Source organism: Denitratimonas tolerans (assembly GCF_037203605.1).
GTDB lineage: Bacteria > Pseudomonadota > Gammaproteobacteria > Xanthomonadales > Xanthomonadaceae > Denitratimonas > Denitratimonas tolerans.
This window is the reverse complement of record NZ_JBBDHC010000001.1, coordinates 118,244-133,520: the sequence shown is the minus strand read 5'-3', so window position 1 is coordinate 133,520 and position 15,277 is coordinate 118,244. Positions and strand designations below refer to the sequence as shown.

Here is a 15,277-nt window from a genome sequence, read left to right as displayed (position 1 = left end):
TCAAGGCTCCCGAAGGCGAGGCAGCGTGGTGCGCATCGCCTCGATATAGTCTCGCGGAGACACCAGCTGCTCGCCGGCGGCGCGGGTGTAGTCGAGCAGGGGGCCGGCGGCGACCGTCATGATCACGCCGTAGCCCAGCAGCAGCACGATGGCCACCACTTCGCGCCGTGGCGCGCGGGTCGGCCTGGCCCGGGAAGGTGCGGCAGGGGCGGGCTCCGAGGGTACCAGCCAGAACAGCCGGCTGCCGGCGCGGGTCATCGCCACCAGCATGAAAAAACTGGTCGCCAGTACCGTACTCCATACCCAGGCGGTGTGGGGCGCGGGCGTGGCCATGAGCACGGTGAACTTGCCGATGAAGCCCGACAGTGGCGGCAGTCCGATCAGGGCGATGGCCGCCACGAAATACAGCCCGCCCGAAAGCCATGCGTCGCGGATCGGGAGCACGACGTTGGTGCGGTCGGTGATGCGGTGCCGGCGCACCAGGGCCACGATCAGGAACAGCGCCGCGGCGGCAAAGGTGCTGTGCGCAAGATAGTAGAGGCCCGCGCCGATGGCCTGCGCGGTAGCGAGGGAGAAGGCGATGAACAGGGTACCGGAAGACGCCAGCACCACGTAGCCGGCGAGGATGCGCAGGCGCACCGCGGCGAGGGTTCCCAGACCCGCCATCAGCAGGGTGGCGATGCCGGCCGGCAGCAGCCAGTCCCAGGCGAAGCCGGCCAGATCCCCCGCTTCGGCCCCGAACAGCAGCGAGAACACGCGCAGCACCGCGTAGGCACCGACCTTGGTCATGATCACCAGCAGCGCGGCGACCGCCGGCTGGGCGCGGCCGTAGGTGGCCGGCAGCCAGAGGTAGAGCGGCAGCACCGCGCCCTTGGCGCAGAACACCACCAGCAGCAGCCCGGCCGCCGCCTGCAGCAGGAAGCGGTCCTGCGGTGCCACGGTGGCCACGCCCGCCGCCAGTTCGGCCATGTTGAGCGTGCCCAGGAGTCCGTACATCATGCCGAGTCCGATCAGGAACAGGGTCGAGGCGGCGACGTTGAAAACGACGTAGTGGAAGCCGGTGCGGATGCGCCCGCCGCGTGCGCCGCTGAGCAGAAGGCCATAGGAGGCCGCCAGCAGGATCTCGAAGAACACGAACAGGTTGAACAGGTCGCCGGTCAGGAAGGCACCGTTGAGGCCCATCAGCTGGAGCTGGAACAGGGCGTGGAAGTGCGGCGCGCGCCGGTCCCAGCCGCTGCTGGCATGCAGCAGGCAGGCCGCACCAAGCAGCGAGGTGACGAGCACCATCCAGGCCGACAGCCGATCGACCATCAGCGCTATGCCCAGCCGCGCCGGCCAGTCGCCGAGCAGATAGACGGTGATGTCCCCGGTATCGGCCTGGCGCACCAGCGCGATCGACAGAAGCAGCAGGCCGCCCGCGCCCAGCCAGGCCAGGGCGCGCTGCAACGCGATGCCGCGCCGCTCGACAAGGAGCATCAGTGCCGCCATGACCAGCGGCCACACGATCGGCAGTACCGGCAGGTGCGCGCTCACCGGTCGCGCTCCGCCGGCTCGGCACCGTCGACGTGGTCCACGCCGTTGTCGTGGCGCCCGCGTATCGCAAGCACCAGGATGATCGCGGTCATGGCAAACGAGATCACGATGGCGGTGAGCACCAGCGCCTGCGGCAGCGGATCGACGTGGTTTTCAAGCGTCGCCGTGACGCCCTCGCGCAGCACCGGGGGCAGGCCGGGACGCAGTCGTCCGGCCGAGAAGATCAGCAGGTTGGTGGCGTAGGAAAGCAGGGTGAGGCCGAGGATCAGATCGAAGCTGCGCGAGCGCAGCAGCAGATAGACGCCGGCGGCGGTCAGGATGCCGATGGCGCTGGCGATCGCGATTTCCATCAGGCACGCCTCCCGCGCGAGTGCGCCGGGTCCGGGCGGCGGATCGTGGCGCGCCAGCTCGCGCGCGTGAGCGAAGGACGCACGCCGCCGATGGTCGACAGGATCAGCATCGATGCGCCGAACACGACCAGGTACACGCCCAGGTCGAAGCCCATCGCGCTGGTCAGCGGCACGGGGCCTATCAGCGGCAGCGACGGCGCGACATGGGCGCTGGTCAGGAAGGGAAGGCCCCGCAGCAGAGGTGCCAGTGCGGTCGCCGCGGCGATCAGCAGGCCTGCGCCGATGCAGCGCACGTAGTCGATGTGGAACTGCCGCTCGAAGGCCGTCATGCCCTGGATCAGGTATTGCAGCAGCACCGGGATCACCAGTACCAGCCCGGCGATGAAGCCACCGCCGGGCGCGTCATGCCCGCGCAGGAACAGGTAGATCGACACGGTCAGCGCGAGCGGGAACATGATCTGGCTCAGGTCCGCCGCCATCGGCAGCGACATCGGTGCCTCTTCGACCTTTTCCTCGGGGGCCAGGCGCGTGCGCTTGAGCAGGGCGTGGACGATGAGCGCCGCGATGGCGAACACGGTGATTTCGCCGAAGGTGTCGAAGCCGCGGAAATCCACCAGGATCACGTTGACGACATTGTGGCCGTGTCCTTCGGGCAGGGCGCGCGCCAGCATCTCGCCGGCCATGGTCCGGCTTGGCCGCCCGAGCATGGCCCATGCCAGGCTGGCGGTGCCCAGTCCCGCCGCCAGCGCGATGGCGATATCGCGCCAGCGCCGCGCCGGCGAGGGACCGGCGAGCGACTCCTTGGGCAGGTAGTTGAGCGCCAGCAGCATCAGGGCGAGAGTCACCATTTCCACCAGGATCTGGGTGAGCGCGAGATCGGGTGCCGAGAAGTAAACGAATACCAGGCTCACCATCAGGCCCACCGAGCCGAGCAGGATCACCGCGATCAGCCGCTGGCGGAAGTTCGCCAGCGTGGCCAGGGTTCCGGTCACCAGGATCAGCCACGCAATCCACCCCAGCAGCGGCAGGGACGCGAAGCTTTCGCGCGTCGGCAGTACCGGCATCAGGCCCGAGGCCGCCATCGGCGCGGCCCCCAGGATCAGCGCGACGAACACCAGCAGGAACAGGCTGCGCTGCACGCTGCCGTTGGCGATGGCGCGGGTGAAGCGATCGCCGAACGCGAACAGGCGTTCGACATTGAGCTGGAAAAGGCGACGCCCGAGCGACTCGCGCACGATCGCATGCAGGTCGAGCAGGCGGTTGAGCCCGAAGTAGAGCGCTACGCCGCCGACCAGCCCGATCAGGCTCATGAAGAAGGGGCGGTTGAAACCGTGCCAGATGGCCAGGCTGTAGTCGGGCACGCTGTCGCCCAGCACCGCGAATGCCGCCGACTTGAGCAGTGGTCCCACGGTCCATGCCGGTGCCATGCCCACCGCCAGGCAGGCCACCACCAGCACCTCCACCGGCAGCTTCATCCAGCGCGGTGATTCGTGCGGCGCTTCCTCCAGTGCGCGCGGCCCCCGGCCGAAGAAGGTCTCGTGCACGAAGCGCAGGCTGTAGGCCACGCCCAGCATCGCCGCCAGCACCGCTGCGGCGGTCATCAGGTCGCGCATGGTGTCGTTGGCGCTGATGTCGAGCGCCTGGGCGAAGAACATTTCCTTGCTCAGGAAGCCGTTGAGCAGAGGCACCCCCGCCATCGCCAGCGAGGCGATGATCGCCAGCGTGCTGGTGACGGGCATGAACCGCCGCAGGTTCCCCAGCCGGCGCATGTCGCGCGTGCCGGTTTCGTGGTCGATGATGCCCGCCGCCATGAACAGCGAAGCCTTGAAGGTGGCGTGATTGAGGATGTGGAACAGGCCGGCGACCAGCGCCATCGGCGAGGACAGGCCGAACAGCAGGGTGATGAGGCCCAGGTGCGAGATCGTCGAGTAGGCGAGCAGGCCCTTGATGTCATGCTGGAAAATCGCGTACCAGGCTCCCAGCAGCAGGGTCAGCGCACCGATGCCGCTGACGATGTAGAAGAACATGTCGGTTCCGGCCAGCACCGGGTGCAGGCGCGCCATCAGGAAGACGCCTGCCTTCACCATGGTGGCCGAGTGCAGGTAGGCGGAGACCGGCGTGGGCGCGGCCATCGCGTGCGGCAGCCAGAAGTGGAACGGGAACTGCGCGCTCTTGGTGAATGCGCCCAGCAGCACCAGTCCGAGGATCCAGGGATAGTTCGCGCTGGCGCGGATCGCATCGCCTGCCGCCAGCACCACGTCCAGATCGAAGCTGCCCACTTCGCGCCCGATCAGCAGCACGCCGGCCAGCAGCGCGAAGCCGCCGCCGCCGGTGATCGCCAGCGCCATCTTCGCGCCTTCCCGCGCATCCTCGCGCTGCGACCAGTAGCCGATGAGGAGGAACGAACTGATGCTGGTCATCTCCCAGAACACCACCATCACCAGCAGGTTGCCCGACATCACCAGTCCCAGCATGGAGCCCATGAAGAGCAGCAGGAAGGCGAAGAAGCGCGGCGCGCTGTCCTCCTCGTCGAGGTAGTAGCGCGCGTACATCACCACCAGCGCACCGATCCCCAGCACCATCAACGTGAACATCCATGCCAGCCCGTCCAGACGCAGGCTCAGCAGGAGACCCACCTGCGGTGCCCAGGCCAGGGTGGCGGTGGGTACATCGCCATCCAGTATCGTGGGGCGCAGCGGCAGCAGCATGGCGATGGCGAGCAGCGGGGCGAGGCCGGCCAGCCAGCCGATGACCCGCCGCGAGGCGCGGTGGGACAGCGCGACCAGTACCGCGGCGAGGAAGGGCGTGGCAAGGGCCAGGAACAGCATCAGGCGCTCCGGATCGCGGGTCGGGCACGGCACCAGCCTCGCCGCGGCGCGGCGTCCACGGTGCCGCGCGCCGGGCAGGCGAGCGGCCGTCCGGCGCTGGCCTCAGACCCGGGCATCGGGGTTCGGCGTGGCGAGGCGGGCCTCCAGTACGGCGATGCGCGCCTCGAGCGCTTCGATCCGCCCGAGCAGTCCGGTCGGTGCGCCGGCGGACGAAGGCCGCGCGGCGGCCGCGACCGCCTCCATATCCACCGGACCGCACAAGAGGTGCGTCCAGCGGTCTTCACGCTGGCCCGCGGTACGCGGCAGCAGGGTCGCCAGCACCGGGTTGCGCTGGGCGAGGCGTTCGAGCGCATGGCGCACTTCGTCCACCGTGGCAAAGCGGCCGATCCGCTCGCTGCGGGTGAATATCTCGTTGAGGGTCTGCGGGCCGCGCAGCATCAGCATGCACAGCACGGCCTGCTGCTGGCTCGTGACGCCATAGGCCTGTGTGAAGCGATGCTCCCAGCGCTGCGCGCGCGCAGCGTGCTGGCTGCGCACCATCTGGCGCGTTTCGAGCTGGCGCAGTGCGTGGCCAACCTCGCCTGAAGACAGGTCCATCAGCGGATCGCGGCTGGTTTTCTGGTTGCAGGCCAGGGTCAGCGCGTTCTCTGTCAGCGGATACTGGTCCGGCGTGGTGGCTTCCTTTTCGATCAGGGAGCCGAGGACGCGGGCCTCGATCGGAGAAAGACGCAGGGCTTCAGGCAACGTGGCGGCATCGGCGGTAACGTCGGTGTCGTTCATCGCGGCATTTTCCGCGGTTGCGGAGCGTGAACATAGAGCCTTCGCGTGCTGCACCGCAAGGACGGGCGCAGGATTTCGCGCCAAAAACCGGCGGGCAATGGCGGCCCGGTCGAACCGCCGGGCTAGAATGCGCCCCCCTGCCCGGGCCATGTTTCCTTCGAGCCACGCCATGATTTCCTTTCGCAACTTCGCGCTGCGCCGCGGCCCGCGCCTGCTGCTGTCGCAGGTGGATCTGGCCCTGCACGCCGGCTGGCGCGTGGGCGTCATCGGGCGCAACGGCTGCGGCAAGTCGAGCCTGTTCGCCGCGCTGATGGGCGAGTTGGAGGCCGATTCGGGCGCGCTTGAGCTGCCGGCGCGGCTGCGGATCGCCTCGGTCGCGCAGGAAACCCCGTCGCTGCCCGACGCCGCGCTGGACTTCGTGATCGGCGGCGACGCCGCGGTGGCGCAGGCGCTGCGCGAGGAAGCCGATGCCACCGCGCGCGAGGACTTCGAGGCCGTGGCGATCGCGCACCAGCGCCTGGGCGATCTGGGCGGCTATGACGCCGCGGCCCGCGCCGGGCGCCTGTTGCACGGCCTGGGCTTTGCGCCGGAAACCCATGCGCGCGCCGTTTCCACGTTTTCCGGCGGCTGGCGCGTGCGGCTCAATCTGGCGCGCGCGCTGATGACGCCCAGCGACCTGCTGCTGCTCGACGAACCCACCAACCACCTGGATCTGGACGCGGTGCTGTGGCTGGAGCAGTGGCTGCTCAAGTACCCCGGCATGCTGATGCTGATCAGCCACGACCGCGAGTTCCTCGACGGGGTCGCCAGCCACATCCTGCACCTCCACGACGGCCGCGCGAAGCTCTACGCCGGCGACTACACCAGCTTCGAGCGCCAGCGCGCCGAGCAATTGCGCCAGCAGCAGATCGCGCACGACAAGGAGCAGGCCGAGCGCGCCCACCTGCAGGCCTTCATCGACCGCTTCCGCGCCAAGGCGACCAAGGCCAGGCAGGCCCAGTCGCGCATGAAGCGGCTGGAAAAGCTCGCCGGCACCGAAGCGGTGCGCGCCGAGCGCGCCCTGCACATCGCCTTCGCCGAGCCGGCAAAGCTGCCGACCTCGCTGGTGCGGCTGGCGGACGCTGACTGCGGGTATGGGCCTGCGGCCCGGGATTCGGGATTTGGGATTCGGGATTCGATGCAGCAAGAACTGCCGGCTCTTGCCAATCCCCAATCTCCAATCCCGAATCCCGGGCACATAGTGCTCCATGGCGTGGACTTCGGCCTCGAATCGGGCGACCGCATCGGCCTGCTCGGGCCGAACGGGGCGGGCAAGTCGACGCTGGTGAAGTCCCTGGTGGGCGAGCTGCCGCTGCTGGCGGGCGAGCGCAGTGCGCACCCGGATCTTCGCATCGGCTACTTCGCCCAGCATACGGTCGAGTCGCTGCACGAAGGCCTCAGCCCGATGGAGCACCTGCGCCTGCTGGCTCCCGGCGAAGGGCAGCAGGCGTTCCGCGACTTCCTCGGGCGCTGGAACTTCGCCGGCGACCGTGCCTTCGAGCCGGTGGACGGATTTTCCGGCGGCGAGCGCGCGCGCCTGGCGCTGGCGCTGATCGCCTGGCAGCGCCCCAACCTGCTGCTGCTGGACGAACCCACCAACCACCTCGATCTGGACATGCGCGAGGCGCTCGCCGAGGCGCTGTCGGATTTTTCCGGCGCGATCGTGCTGGTCAGCCATGACCGTCATCTGATCGGCCTGGTGTGCGACCGTTTCTGGCGCGTGGCGAACGGGCGAGTGGAGGAGTTCGACGGCGATCTGGACGCCTATGCCGCCTGGCTGCGCAGCCGGGCCGCTGACGGCGAGGCCGCGCCGAAGGCGGTAAAAGCTCCCGCAGCGAAAGCCGCGCCGGCGCGGCGCGGGCCCGATCCCGCCATCGCGCGCCGGATCAGGCGCATCGAATCGCGGCTGGAGGAAATCCGCGGCGCGCGCGCCGCGGTGGAGGCGGCGCTGGCCGACCCTGCCCTGTACGAGACCCACGGCGCGCAGCGCGTCGCCGAGCTCGGCTTCGAGCAGGCCAGCCTCGCGCGCGAGCAGGATGCGCTGGAAACCGAATGGCTCGATCTGGCTTGATTTTCCCCGTGCCGCCCCCACGGTGGCAGATTGTTTCCCTCTTTTCCGATGCCTGCACCGACATGCCGATCTACGCCTTCCACTGCAACGCCTGCGGGCACGAGTTCGACCGCCTGCAGAAGCTCTCCGATCCGGATCCTGACGCCTGCCCGGCCTGTGGCCAAGCCGCGCCGCGCCGCCTGCTGAGCGCGCCGCAGTTCCGCCTCGCGGGCGGTGGCTGGTACGAAACCGACTTCAAGAAGGACGGCGAGAAAAAGCACAATCTCGCCGATTCGGGCGGCGCTGGCGACAAGGCCGCGGCACCCGAACCGGCCGCCAAGCCTGCCGCGGCAGCGGCCGCTCCGGCCGCACCCGCCTCCGCCTCCGCCTCCGAGTGAAACCGCCTGCCGCGGGCGCGTCTCAGCGCAGGATCGTGTCCGGCAGCGCGCTGCAGGCGAACACCAGGAACTGCTGGAAGGCGTAGGGCACCTGCGGCAGCACATCTTCGCGCCGCGTCACCAGTCCGACTTCCATCGGCGGAACCAGATCGGCGACCATGCGGCTCTCGATGCGCCGGCCTTCCAGCGACAGCGGCCGGTAGACGATGTCCGACAGGATGGTGACGCCGAAGCCGTGCGCCACCAGGCCGCGCAGCGCCTCCAGCGTGGAGGTGCGGAAGGCGACGTTGGGCGCAAGGCCGGCGGCCTGCCAGTAGCGCATCGAGGAAGCCTCGCCCTCGTCCACCGTCAGGAGGATGTAGGGCCAGGGCGCGATGTCGGCCAGCCGGATCTGCGCCAGTGCCGCCAGCGGATGATCCTGCGCCATCCACAGCTGGCGGTGCGAGCGCGCCAGCACCTGGTGGCGCAGCGGCGAATCCGGGCGCATGTTCGAGGTGATGCACAGGCCCATGTCCAGATCGCCCTCGGCCACGCCCTTTTCGATGCTGGGCCGGTCCATGTCGATCAGATCGATCTCCACCTTGGGATAGTCGCGCCGGAAGCGGGCGAGCAGGGCCGGGAGGAAATAGCCCAGCACCGTGTACGACGCGCCCACGCGCACCACGCCCGACAGCGCCTCGCCGAAAAACAGCGGCTCGCTCAGTGCATCCTGCAGGGCGTCCAGCGCGTGGGCTACGTGCTGGTGGAAGCGGTGCCCGGCGGCGGTGGGCACTACGCCATGCGGCTGGCGTTCGAACAGATCGGTGCCCACGATCGCTTCCAACTGCGCGATGGCCGTGGTCACGACCGACTGCGAAACCTGCAGCCGGCGCGCGGCCAGCGAGAACTGGCCCAGTTCGGCGGCGGCGACGAAGTAGCGCAGCTGCCGCAGCGAGAGATTGGGTGGAAGTGCCATGGCTTTTTCAGATACCAGAAAGGACTAATCCAGATTTTACGATATCGAGCGCAGGCTCTAAACTTGTGCGGTTAACCGCGTCGCACTGCGTGCGACCGCCGCGTTCGGGCGAGACCGAACCCACCGCAGACCGGGATTTGCGCCATGAGCGACTACGCCCCCTTGACCCTGCACGTCCCCGAGCCCAGCGCCCGGCCCGGACAGCAGACCGACTTTTCCTATCTCAAGCTCAGCCCCGCAGGAGCCCTGCCCAAGCCGCCGATCGACGTGGCCGCATCGAGCACGGGGACGTTCGCGCAGGGCCTGATCCGGGTGCTGGACGACAGCGCCGACGCCGTCGGCGACTGGGCCGCGGACATCCCCGACGAGATCCTTCTGCGCGGCATGCGCGCGATGCTCAAGACCCGCGCCTACGACGCGCGCATGCTGATCGCCCAGCGCCAGAAGAAGACCTCGTTCTACATGCAGTGCCTGGGCGAAGAAGCCATCGCCATCGCGCAGACGCTGGCCTTGCGCCAGGGCGACATGCATTTCCCCACCTATCGCCAGCAGGGCATCCTGATCGCCCAGGATGTGCCGCTGGTGGACATGATGTGCCAGGTCCTCTCCAACGCCGCCGACCCGCTGCGCGGTCGCCAGCTGCCGATCATGTATTCCTACAAGGAGTACGGCTTCTTCTCCATTTCCGGCAACCTCACCACCCAGCTGCCGCAGGCGGTGGGCTGGGCGATGGCCTCGGGGATCAAGGGCGACACGAAGATCGCCTCGGCCTGGGTGGGCGATGGCGCCACCGCCGAAGGCGACTTCCACGCCGCCCTGGTGTTCGCCTCGGTGTACGAGGCCCCGGTGATCCTCAACGTGGTCAACAACCAGTGGGCCATTTCCACCTTCCAGGCCATCGCCGGCGGCGAGCACACCACGCTGGCCACGCGCGGGCTGGGCTACGGCATTCCCTCGCTGCGCGTGGACGGCAACGATTTCCTCGCGGTGTACGCGGTGTCGCGCTGGGCCGCCGAGCGCGCCCGCCGCGACCTCGGACCGACCCTGATCGAGTGGATCAGCTACCGCGCCGGGCCGCATTCCACCTCGGACGATCCCTCCAAGTACCGGCCCGCCGACGATGCGCAGCACTTCCCGCTGGGCGATCCGATCGAGCGACTCAAAGGCCATCTGATCAAGCGCGGACTGTGGAGCGAGGCGCAGCACGAGGCCACCCGCGCCGCGTTCGACGAGGAAATCGCCCAGGCGCTCAAGGAAGCCGAGCGCCACGGCATCCTGGGCAGCGACAACCGCCCCGGTGCCGCCGACATGTTCGAGGACGTGTACGAACACATGCCCGAACACCTGCGCCGCCAGCGCCAGCAACTGGGGATCTGACCATGAGCGATATCGAAACCGCCGCGGGCGCGAGCCCGATGACGATGATCCAGGCCCTGCGTTCGGCCATGGACGTGATGCTGGAGCGCGACGACAGCGTGGTGATCTTCGGCGAGGACGTGGGCTACTTCGGCGGCGTGTTCCGCTGCACCGACGGGCTGCAGGCCAAATACGGCAAGCACCGCGTGTTCGACGCGCCGATTTCCGAAAGCGGCATCGCCGGCGCGGCCATCGGCATGGCGGTCTACGGCCTGCGCCCGGTGGCCGAGATCCAGTTCGCCGACTACATCTATCCGGCCTACGACCAGATCGTGTCCGAGGCCGCGCGCCTGCGCTACCGCTCCTGCAACATGTTCACCGCCCCGGTGGTGTTCCGCACGCCCTGCGGCGGCGGCATCTACGGCGGCCAGACCCACAGCCAGAGCCCGGAGGCGATCTTCACCCACGTCGCCGGCCTGCGCACGGTGATGCCGTCCAACCCCTACGACGCCAAGGGTCTCTTGATCTCCTCGATCGAATGCGGCGATCCGGTGATCTTCCTGGAGCCCAAGCGCCTCTACAACGGCCCCTTCGACGGCCACCACGACCGCCCGGTGCAGGCGTGGACCAAGCACCCCGGGAACCTCGTGCCCGAGGGTTACTACAGCGTGCCGCTCGACAAGGCCGCGATCGCGCGCCAAGGCAAGGCGCTGACGATCCTCACCTACGGCACCACCGTCTGGGTGGCGCTGGCCGCGGCCGAGGATGCCGGCATCGATGCGGAAGTCATCGACCTGCGCAGCCTGTGGCCGCTGGATCTGGACACCATCGTCGACTCGGTGAAGAAGACCCGCCGCTGCATCGTACTGCACGAGGCCACGCGCACCAGCGGCTTCGGTGCCGAGCTGGTGTCGCTGGTGCAGGAGCACTGCTTCTACCACCTCGAAGCCCCGATCGAGCGCGTCACCGGCTGGGACACGCCCTATCCCCACGCGCAGGAGTGGGACTACTTCCCGGGCCCGGCCCGGGTCATCGACGCCATGAAGCGCGTGCTGGAGGACTGAGCGATGGGACAGCATGTCATCAAGATGCCGGATATCGGTGAAGGTATCGCCGAGGTCGAACTGGTCGGCTGGAAGGTCGGCGTGGGCGACGCCGTGGCCGAGGATCAGATCATCGCCGAGGTGATGACCGACAAGGCGACGGTGGAGATTCCCTCGCCCGTCGCCGGCACGGTACTTGCGCTGGGCGGTGCCCTGGGCGAAACCCTGGCCGTGGGCAGCGCGTTGATCCGGCTGGAAGTGGCCGGCGACGGCAACGTCAAACCGGGCGAAGCGGCTTCCGCAGGCAGCGCCGCCGCGGAGAAACCCGCCGTGGCCCGCGCGCCCGAGCCGCCGCCGCGCCTGCCCGACCCGAAACCCGAACCCGCTCCGGTTGCCGCCAAAGTCCCCGAAGCCGCCGTTCCCGCAAATCCCGAGTCCCGAATCCCGAATCCCCGCTTCACGGGCGAAGCCCCGCTGGCCTCGCCCGCGGTGCGCCGACGCGCCTGGGATCTGGGCATCGAACTGCGCTTCGTGCCGCCCACCGGCCCCGGCGGGCGGGTGATGCACGCCGATCTCGATGCCTACGCCGCGCGCGGCGGTCGGGCGCAGCCTGCGGGCGGCGGATCGTCGGGCTACGCGCGCCGCGAGGGCGAGGAGCAGATTCCGGTGATGGGACTGCGTCGGCGCATCGCGCAGAAGATGCAGGATTCCTGGCGGCGCATTCCGCACATCACCTACGTCGAGGAAATCGACGTGACCGAGGTGGAAGCCTTGCGCGGCAAGCTCAACGCGAAGTGGGGCAAGACCCGCGGCAAGCTCACCTTCCTGCCGTTCCTGGCGCGCGCCATGGTGCTGGCGCTGCGCGACTTTCCGCAGATGAACGCGCGCTTCGATGACGAGGCCAACATCATCACGCGCTCCCACGGGGTGCGGCTGGGCATCGCGACGCAGAGCGACAGCGGGCTGTCGGTGCCGGTCGTGGCGCACGCCGAGTCGCTCGACCTGTGGCAGACCGCGGCCGAAATCGCGCGCCTTGCCGGTGCGGTGCGTGCCGGCAAGGCGACGCGCGAGGAGCTGTCGGGCTCCACCATCACCATCACCAGCCTGGGGCCGATCGGCGGGATCATGTCCACCCCGATCATCAACCACCCCGAGGTCGCCATCGTCGGGGTCAACCGCATGATCGAGCGCCCCTGCATCCGCAACGGCCTGGTGGAGGCGCGCAAACTGATGAACCTGTCGTCCTCCTTCGACCACCGCGTGGTGGACGGCATGGAGTCGGCCGAGTTCGTGCAGGCGATCCGCGCGCTGCTGGAAAACCCCGCCCTGCTGTTCGTGGAGTGACCCCGTGAGCCAGATCATCGACACCCGACTCTTGATCCTCGGCGGCGGCCCCGGCGGCTATGTGGCCGCGATCCGCGCCGGCCAGCTCGGCATCCCGACCGTGCTGGTGGAAGGCGCGACCCCGGGCGGCACCTGCCTCAACATCGGCTGCATTCCCTCCAAGGCGCTGATCCACGCGGCCGAGGAGTTCGCCCGGGTGGCGGCCTGTGCTGCGGGCACATCGCCGCTGGGCATCGGCGTTTCCTCGCCCACGCTCGACATCGGCAGGACCGTGGCCTGGAAGGACGGCATCGTGCGTCGCCTCACCGGCGGCGTGGCGGCGCTGCTGAAGAAACACGGTGTGCGCGTGGTCAAGGGCTGGGGCCAGGTGGTGGACGGCAAGACCGTGGATGTTCCCGGCGCGGGCGAGGGTGGCGACAGCCTGCGCATCCGCTGCGAGCACCTGCTGCTGGCGACCGGCTCGGTGCCGGTTGAGCTGCCCTTCCTGAAGTTCGGCGGCAAGGTCGTTTCCTCCACCGAGGCGCTTTCGCCGGCGGAGCTGCCGAAGAAGCTGGTCGTGGTCGGCGGCGGCTATATCGGCCTGGAGCTGGGCACGGCGTACCGCAAGCTCGGCTGCGAGGTGACCGTGGTCGAGGCGCAGGATCGCATCCTGCCGGCCTACGACGCCGAGCTCACCGCGCCGGTGGCCAAGCACCTCAAGGCGCTGGGCGTGGAAACCCTTGTCGGCCACAGCGTGCTCGGGCTTTCCGGGAGCGGCGCGCTACGGGTGCGCACGCCCGACGGTGCCGAGCGCGCGATCGAGGCCGATCGCATCCTCGTTGCCGTGGGCCGAAAGCCGAAGACCGAGGGTTTCAACCTCGAGTCCCTGCGCCTGGACACGGCCGGCCGCGCCGTGAGGATCGACGACCAGTGCCGCACCTCGATGCGCAACGTCTGGGCCATCGGCGACGTGGCCGGCGAACCGATGCTCGCGCACCGCGCCATGGCGCAGGGCGAGATGGTGGCCGAGATCGTTTCCGGCAAGACCCGCCGCTTCCAGCCCGCCGCGATGCCGGCGGTGTGCTTCACCGACCCGGAAATCGTGACGGTCGGGCTGTCGCCGGACGAGGCCAGGGCCGCCGGGCACGCGGTCAAGGTCGCGCTGTTCCCGTTTGCCGCCAACGGCCGCGCGATGACGCTGGAATCGGCCGACGGCTTCGTGCGCGTGGTCGCGCGCGAGGGCGACCACCGCATCCTCGGCTGGCAGGCCGTGGGCGCGCAGGTGTCGGAGCTGTCTATCGCCTTCGTGCAGTCCATCGAGATGGGTGCCACGCTCGAGGACATCGCCGCTACCATCCATCCCCATCCGACCCTGGGCGAGGCGGTGCAGGAAGCCGCGCTGCGCGCGCTCGGTCATGCGCTGCATATCTGATCCCCGTCATTCCCGCGAGTCCGTCATGAGCATTCCGTTCCAGATCCTTCCGTCCACCCAGCCCAAAACCGACGCCGAGCGCGCCGCGATCCTCGCCAATCCGGGCTTCGGCCTGCATTTCACCGATCACATGGTGAGCATCGACTGGGAGGCCGGGCAGGGCTGGCACGATGCGCAGGTGCGCGCCTACGGTCCGCTGACGCTCGATCCGGCCTCGGCGGTGCTGCACTATGCGCAGGAGATTTTCGAGGGCCTCAAGGCCTTCCGCCATGCCGACGGATCGATCTGGTCGTTTCGTCCCGAGGCCAACGGCGCGCGCCTGCAGCGCTCGGCGCACCGCCTGGCCCTGCCGGAGCTGCCGGTCGACACATTCATCGACTCGATCCGCGAACTGGTGAAGATCGATGCGGCGTGGGTGCCCTCGGGCGGCGAGTCCAGCCTGTACCTGCGTCCCTTCATGATCGCCAACGAGAACTTCCTCGGCGTGCGCTCGGCGCAGAAAGTCGCCTACTACGTCATCGCCAGCCCCGCCGGTGCCTACTTCAAGGGCGGGGTGAAGCCGGTCGCGATCTGGCTGTCGCGCGAGTATTCGCGCGCCGGTCGCGGCGGCACCGGTGCCGCCAAGTGCGGTGGCAACTACGCTTCCTCGCTGCTGCCGCAGAAGGAAGCGGTGGCCAACGGCTGCTCGCAGGTGCTGTTCCTGGATTCGCAGGAAGGCCGCTGGCTGGAGGAACTGGGCGGCATGAACGTGTTCCTGGTCCGGCGCGACGGCAGCGTCATCACGCCCGAGCTTTCCGGCAGCATCCTGGAAGGCATCACCCGCCTCTCGGTGCTCCAGCTCCTGCGCGATCGCGGCGTGGCCGTCACCGAGCGCCGGATCGACGTGCAGGAATGGATCGACGGCGTGGCCTCGGGCGACATCGTGGAAACCTTCGCCTGCGGCACCGCCGCCAGCATCTCGCCCATCGGCCAGCTCAAGGGCCCGGATTTTTCCGTCGGCAGCCTCGACGCGCCCGCCGGCGAGTTGACCATGTCGGTCCGCAAGGAGCTGACCGACATCCAGTACGGCCGTGCCCCGGATCGCCACGGCTGGTTGACTCGCCTGGCGTGATGGTGGCCCGGGCAAGCGGCCCCGGCGGTGCCGCCGCCGACTTGACCCCCATCAATCCTTCCAGCGCCATTTCTGCGAT

12 protein-coding genes are annotated in these 15,277 nt (G+C 69.0%); 7 read left to right on the top strand and 5 right to left on the bottom strand.

The genetic code is table 11. From position 1 onward, the window contains the following. The 4 genes from WB794_RS00560 to WB794_RS00545 all read right to left on the bottom strand — a co-directional run bounded on the left by WB794_RS00560 (position 1) and on the right by WB794_RS00545 (position 5,491). Positions 1 to 1,533 (bottom strand): monovalent cation/H+ antiporter subunit D, encoded by a 1,533-nt coding sequence (locus WB794_RS00560; RefSeq protein WP_337333887.1) that lies wholly within the window; start codon positions 1,531 to 1,533, stop codon positions 1 to 3. After that, positions 1,530 to 1,883, bottom strand: a complete 354-nt coding sequence (locus WB794_RS00555) for a Na+/H+ antiporter subunit C (RefSeq protein ID WP_337333886.1) — start codon at positions 1,881 to 1,883, stop codon at positions 1,530 to 1,532. Before WB794_RS00555 ends, WB794_RS00560 begins: the two co-directional genes overlap by 4 nt. Continuing rightward, positions 1,883 to 4,711 carry a monovalent cation/H+ antiporter subunit A gene (locus WB794_RS00550; protein WP_337333885.1) on the bottom strand — a complete coding sequence of 943 codons (2,829 nt, stop codon included), beginning with the start codon at positions 4,709 to 4,711 and terminating at the stop codon, positions 1,883 to 1,885. Before WB794_RS00550 ends, WB794_RS00555 begins: the two co-directional genes overlap by 1 nt. Before the next feature lie 102 nt (positions 4,712 to 4,813). Further along, positions 4,814 to 5,491, bottom strand: coding sequence for a YceH family protein (locus tag WB794_RS00545; RefSeq protein ID WP_337334020.1), 678 nt, complete (start codon positions 5,489 to 5,491; stop codon positions 4,814 to 4,816). A gap of 169 nt (positions 5,492 to 5,660) precedes the next feature. On the opposite strand from WB794_RS00545, the gene WB794_RS00540 reads away from it, so the two are divergent. Further along, positions 5,661 to 7,601: an ABC-F family ATP-binding cassette domain-containing protein gene (locus WB794_RS00540; protein ID WP_337333884.1), complete on the top strand. Its 1,941-nt coding sequence runs from the start codon at positions 5,661 to 5,663 to the stop codon at positions 7,599 to 7,601. A 62-nt stretch (positions 7,602 to 7,663) separates the two neighbouring features. Beyond that, complete coding sequence (locus WB794_RS00535) at positions 7,664 to 7,978, top strand: FmdB family zinc ribbon protein (protein WP_337334019.1); 315 nt, start codon at positions 7,664 to 7,666, stop codon at positions 7,976 to 7,978. A gap of 22 nt (positions 7,979 to 8,000) precedes the next feature. On the opposite strand, the gene WB794_RS00530 is transcribed toward WB794_RS00535, so the two are convergent. Further along, positions 8,001 to 8,933 (bottom strand): LysR family transcriptional regulator, encoded by a 933-nt coding sequence (locus tag WB794_RS00530; RefSeq protein ID WP_337333883.1) that lies wholly within the window; start codon positions 8,931 to 8,933, stop codon positions 8,001 to 8,003. Positions 8,934 to 9,077: 144 nt separating this feature from the next. On the opposite strand from WB794_RS00530, the gene WB794_RS00525 reads away from it, so the two are divergent. From WB794_RS00525 to WB794_RS00505, 5 genes are read left to right on the top strand one after another with little or no spacing between them, the layout of a single operon-like run. Continuing rightward, positions 9,078 to 10,310, top strand: a complete 1,233-nt coding sequence (locus tag WB794_RS00525; protein WP_337333882.1) for a 3-methyl-2-oxobutanoate dehydrogenase (2-methylpropanoyl-transferring) subunit alpha — start codon at positions 9,078 to 9,080, stop codon at positions 10,308 to 10,310. Positions 10,311 to 10,312: 2 nt separating this feature from the next. Beyond that, the gene (locus WB794_RS00520; RefSeq protein WP_337333881.1) at positions 10,313 to 11,353 is read left to right on the top strand and encodes an alpha-ketoacid dehydrogenase subunit beta; all 1,041 of its coding nucleotides are present in this window, start codon (positions 10,313 to 10,315) and stop codon (positions 11,351 to 11,353) included. 3 nt (positions 11,354 to 11,356) lie between these two features. Next, the gene (locus WB794_RS00515) at positions 11,357 to 12,676 is read left to right on the top strand and encodes a dihydrolipoamide acetyltransferase family protein (protein ID WP_337333880.1); all 1,320 of its coding nucleotides are present in this window, start codon (positions 11,357 to 11,359) and stop codon (positions 12,674 to 12,676) included. A gap of 4 nt (positions 12,677 to 12,680) precedes the next feature. Beyond that, positions 12,681 to 14,087 carry a dihydrolipoyl dehydrogenase gene (gene lpdA, locus WB794_RS00510; protein WP_337333879.1) on the top strand — a complete coding sequence of 469 codons (1,407 nt, stop codon included), beginning with the start codon at positions 12,681 to 12,683 and terminating at the stop codon, positions 14,085 to 14,087. A 25-nt stretch (positions 14,088 to 14,112) separates the two neighbouring features. Further along, positions 14,113 to 15,198 carry a branched-chain amino acid aminotransferase gene (locus WB794_RS00505; protein WP_337333878.1) on the top strand — a complete coding sequence of 362 codons (1,086 nt, stop codon included), beginning with the start codon at positions 14,113 to 14,115 and terminating at the stop codon, positions 15,196 to 15,198. Positions 15,199 to 15,277 lie beyond the last annotated feature (79 nt).

Bases quoted from the DNA above. Each gene is read 5' to 3' on its own strand.
- WB794_RS00555 (WP_337333886.1), bottom strand. From the start codon at position 1,883: ATGGAAATCGCGATCGCCAGCGCCATCGGCATCCTGACCGCCGCCGGC.
- WB794_RS00550 (WP_337333885.1), bottom strand. From the start codon at position 4,711: ATGCTGTTCCTGGCCCTTGCCACGCCCTTCCTCGCCGCGGTACTGGTC.
- WB794_RS00545 (WP_337334020.1), bottom strand. From the start codon at position 5,491: ATGAACGACACCGACGTTACCGCCGATGCCGCCACGTTGCCTGAAGCC.
- WB794_RS00540 (WP_337333884.1), top strand. From the start codon at position 5,661: ATGATTTCCTTTCGCAACTTCGCGCTGCGCCGCGGCCCGCGCCTGCTG.
- WB794_RS00535 (WP_337334019.1), top strand. From the start codon at position 7,664: ATGCCGATCTACGCCTTCCACTGCAACGCCTGCGGGCACGAGTTCGAC.
- WB794_RS00530 (WP_337333883.1), bottom strand. From the start codon at position 8,933: ATGGCACTTCCACCCAATCTCTCGCTGCGGCAGCTGCGCTACTTCGTC.
- WB794_RS00525 (WP_337333882.1), top strand. From the start codon at position 9,078: ATGAGCGACTACGCCCCCTTGACCCTGCACGTCCCCGAGCCCAGCGCC.
- WB794_RS00520 (WP_337333881.1), top strand. From the start codon at position 10,313: ATGAGCGATATCGAAACCGCCGCGGGCGCGAGCCCGATGACGATGATC.
- WB794_RS00515 (WP_337333880.1), top strand. From the start codon at position 11,357: ATGGGACAGCATGTCATCAAGATGCCGGATATCGGTGAAGGTATCGCC.
- WB794_RS00505 (WP_337333878.1), top strand. From the start codon at position 14,113: ATGAGCATTCCGTTCCAGATCCTTCCGTCCACCCAGCCCAAAACCGAC.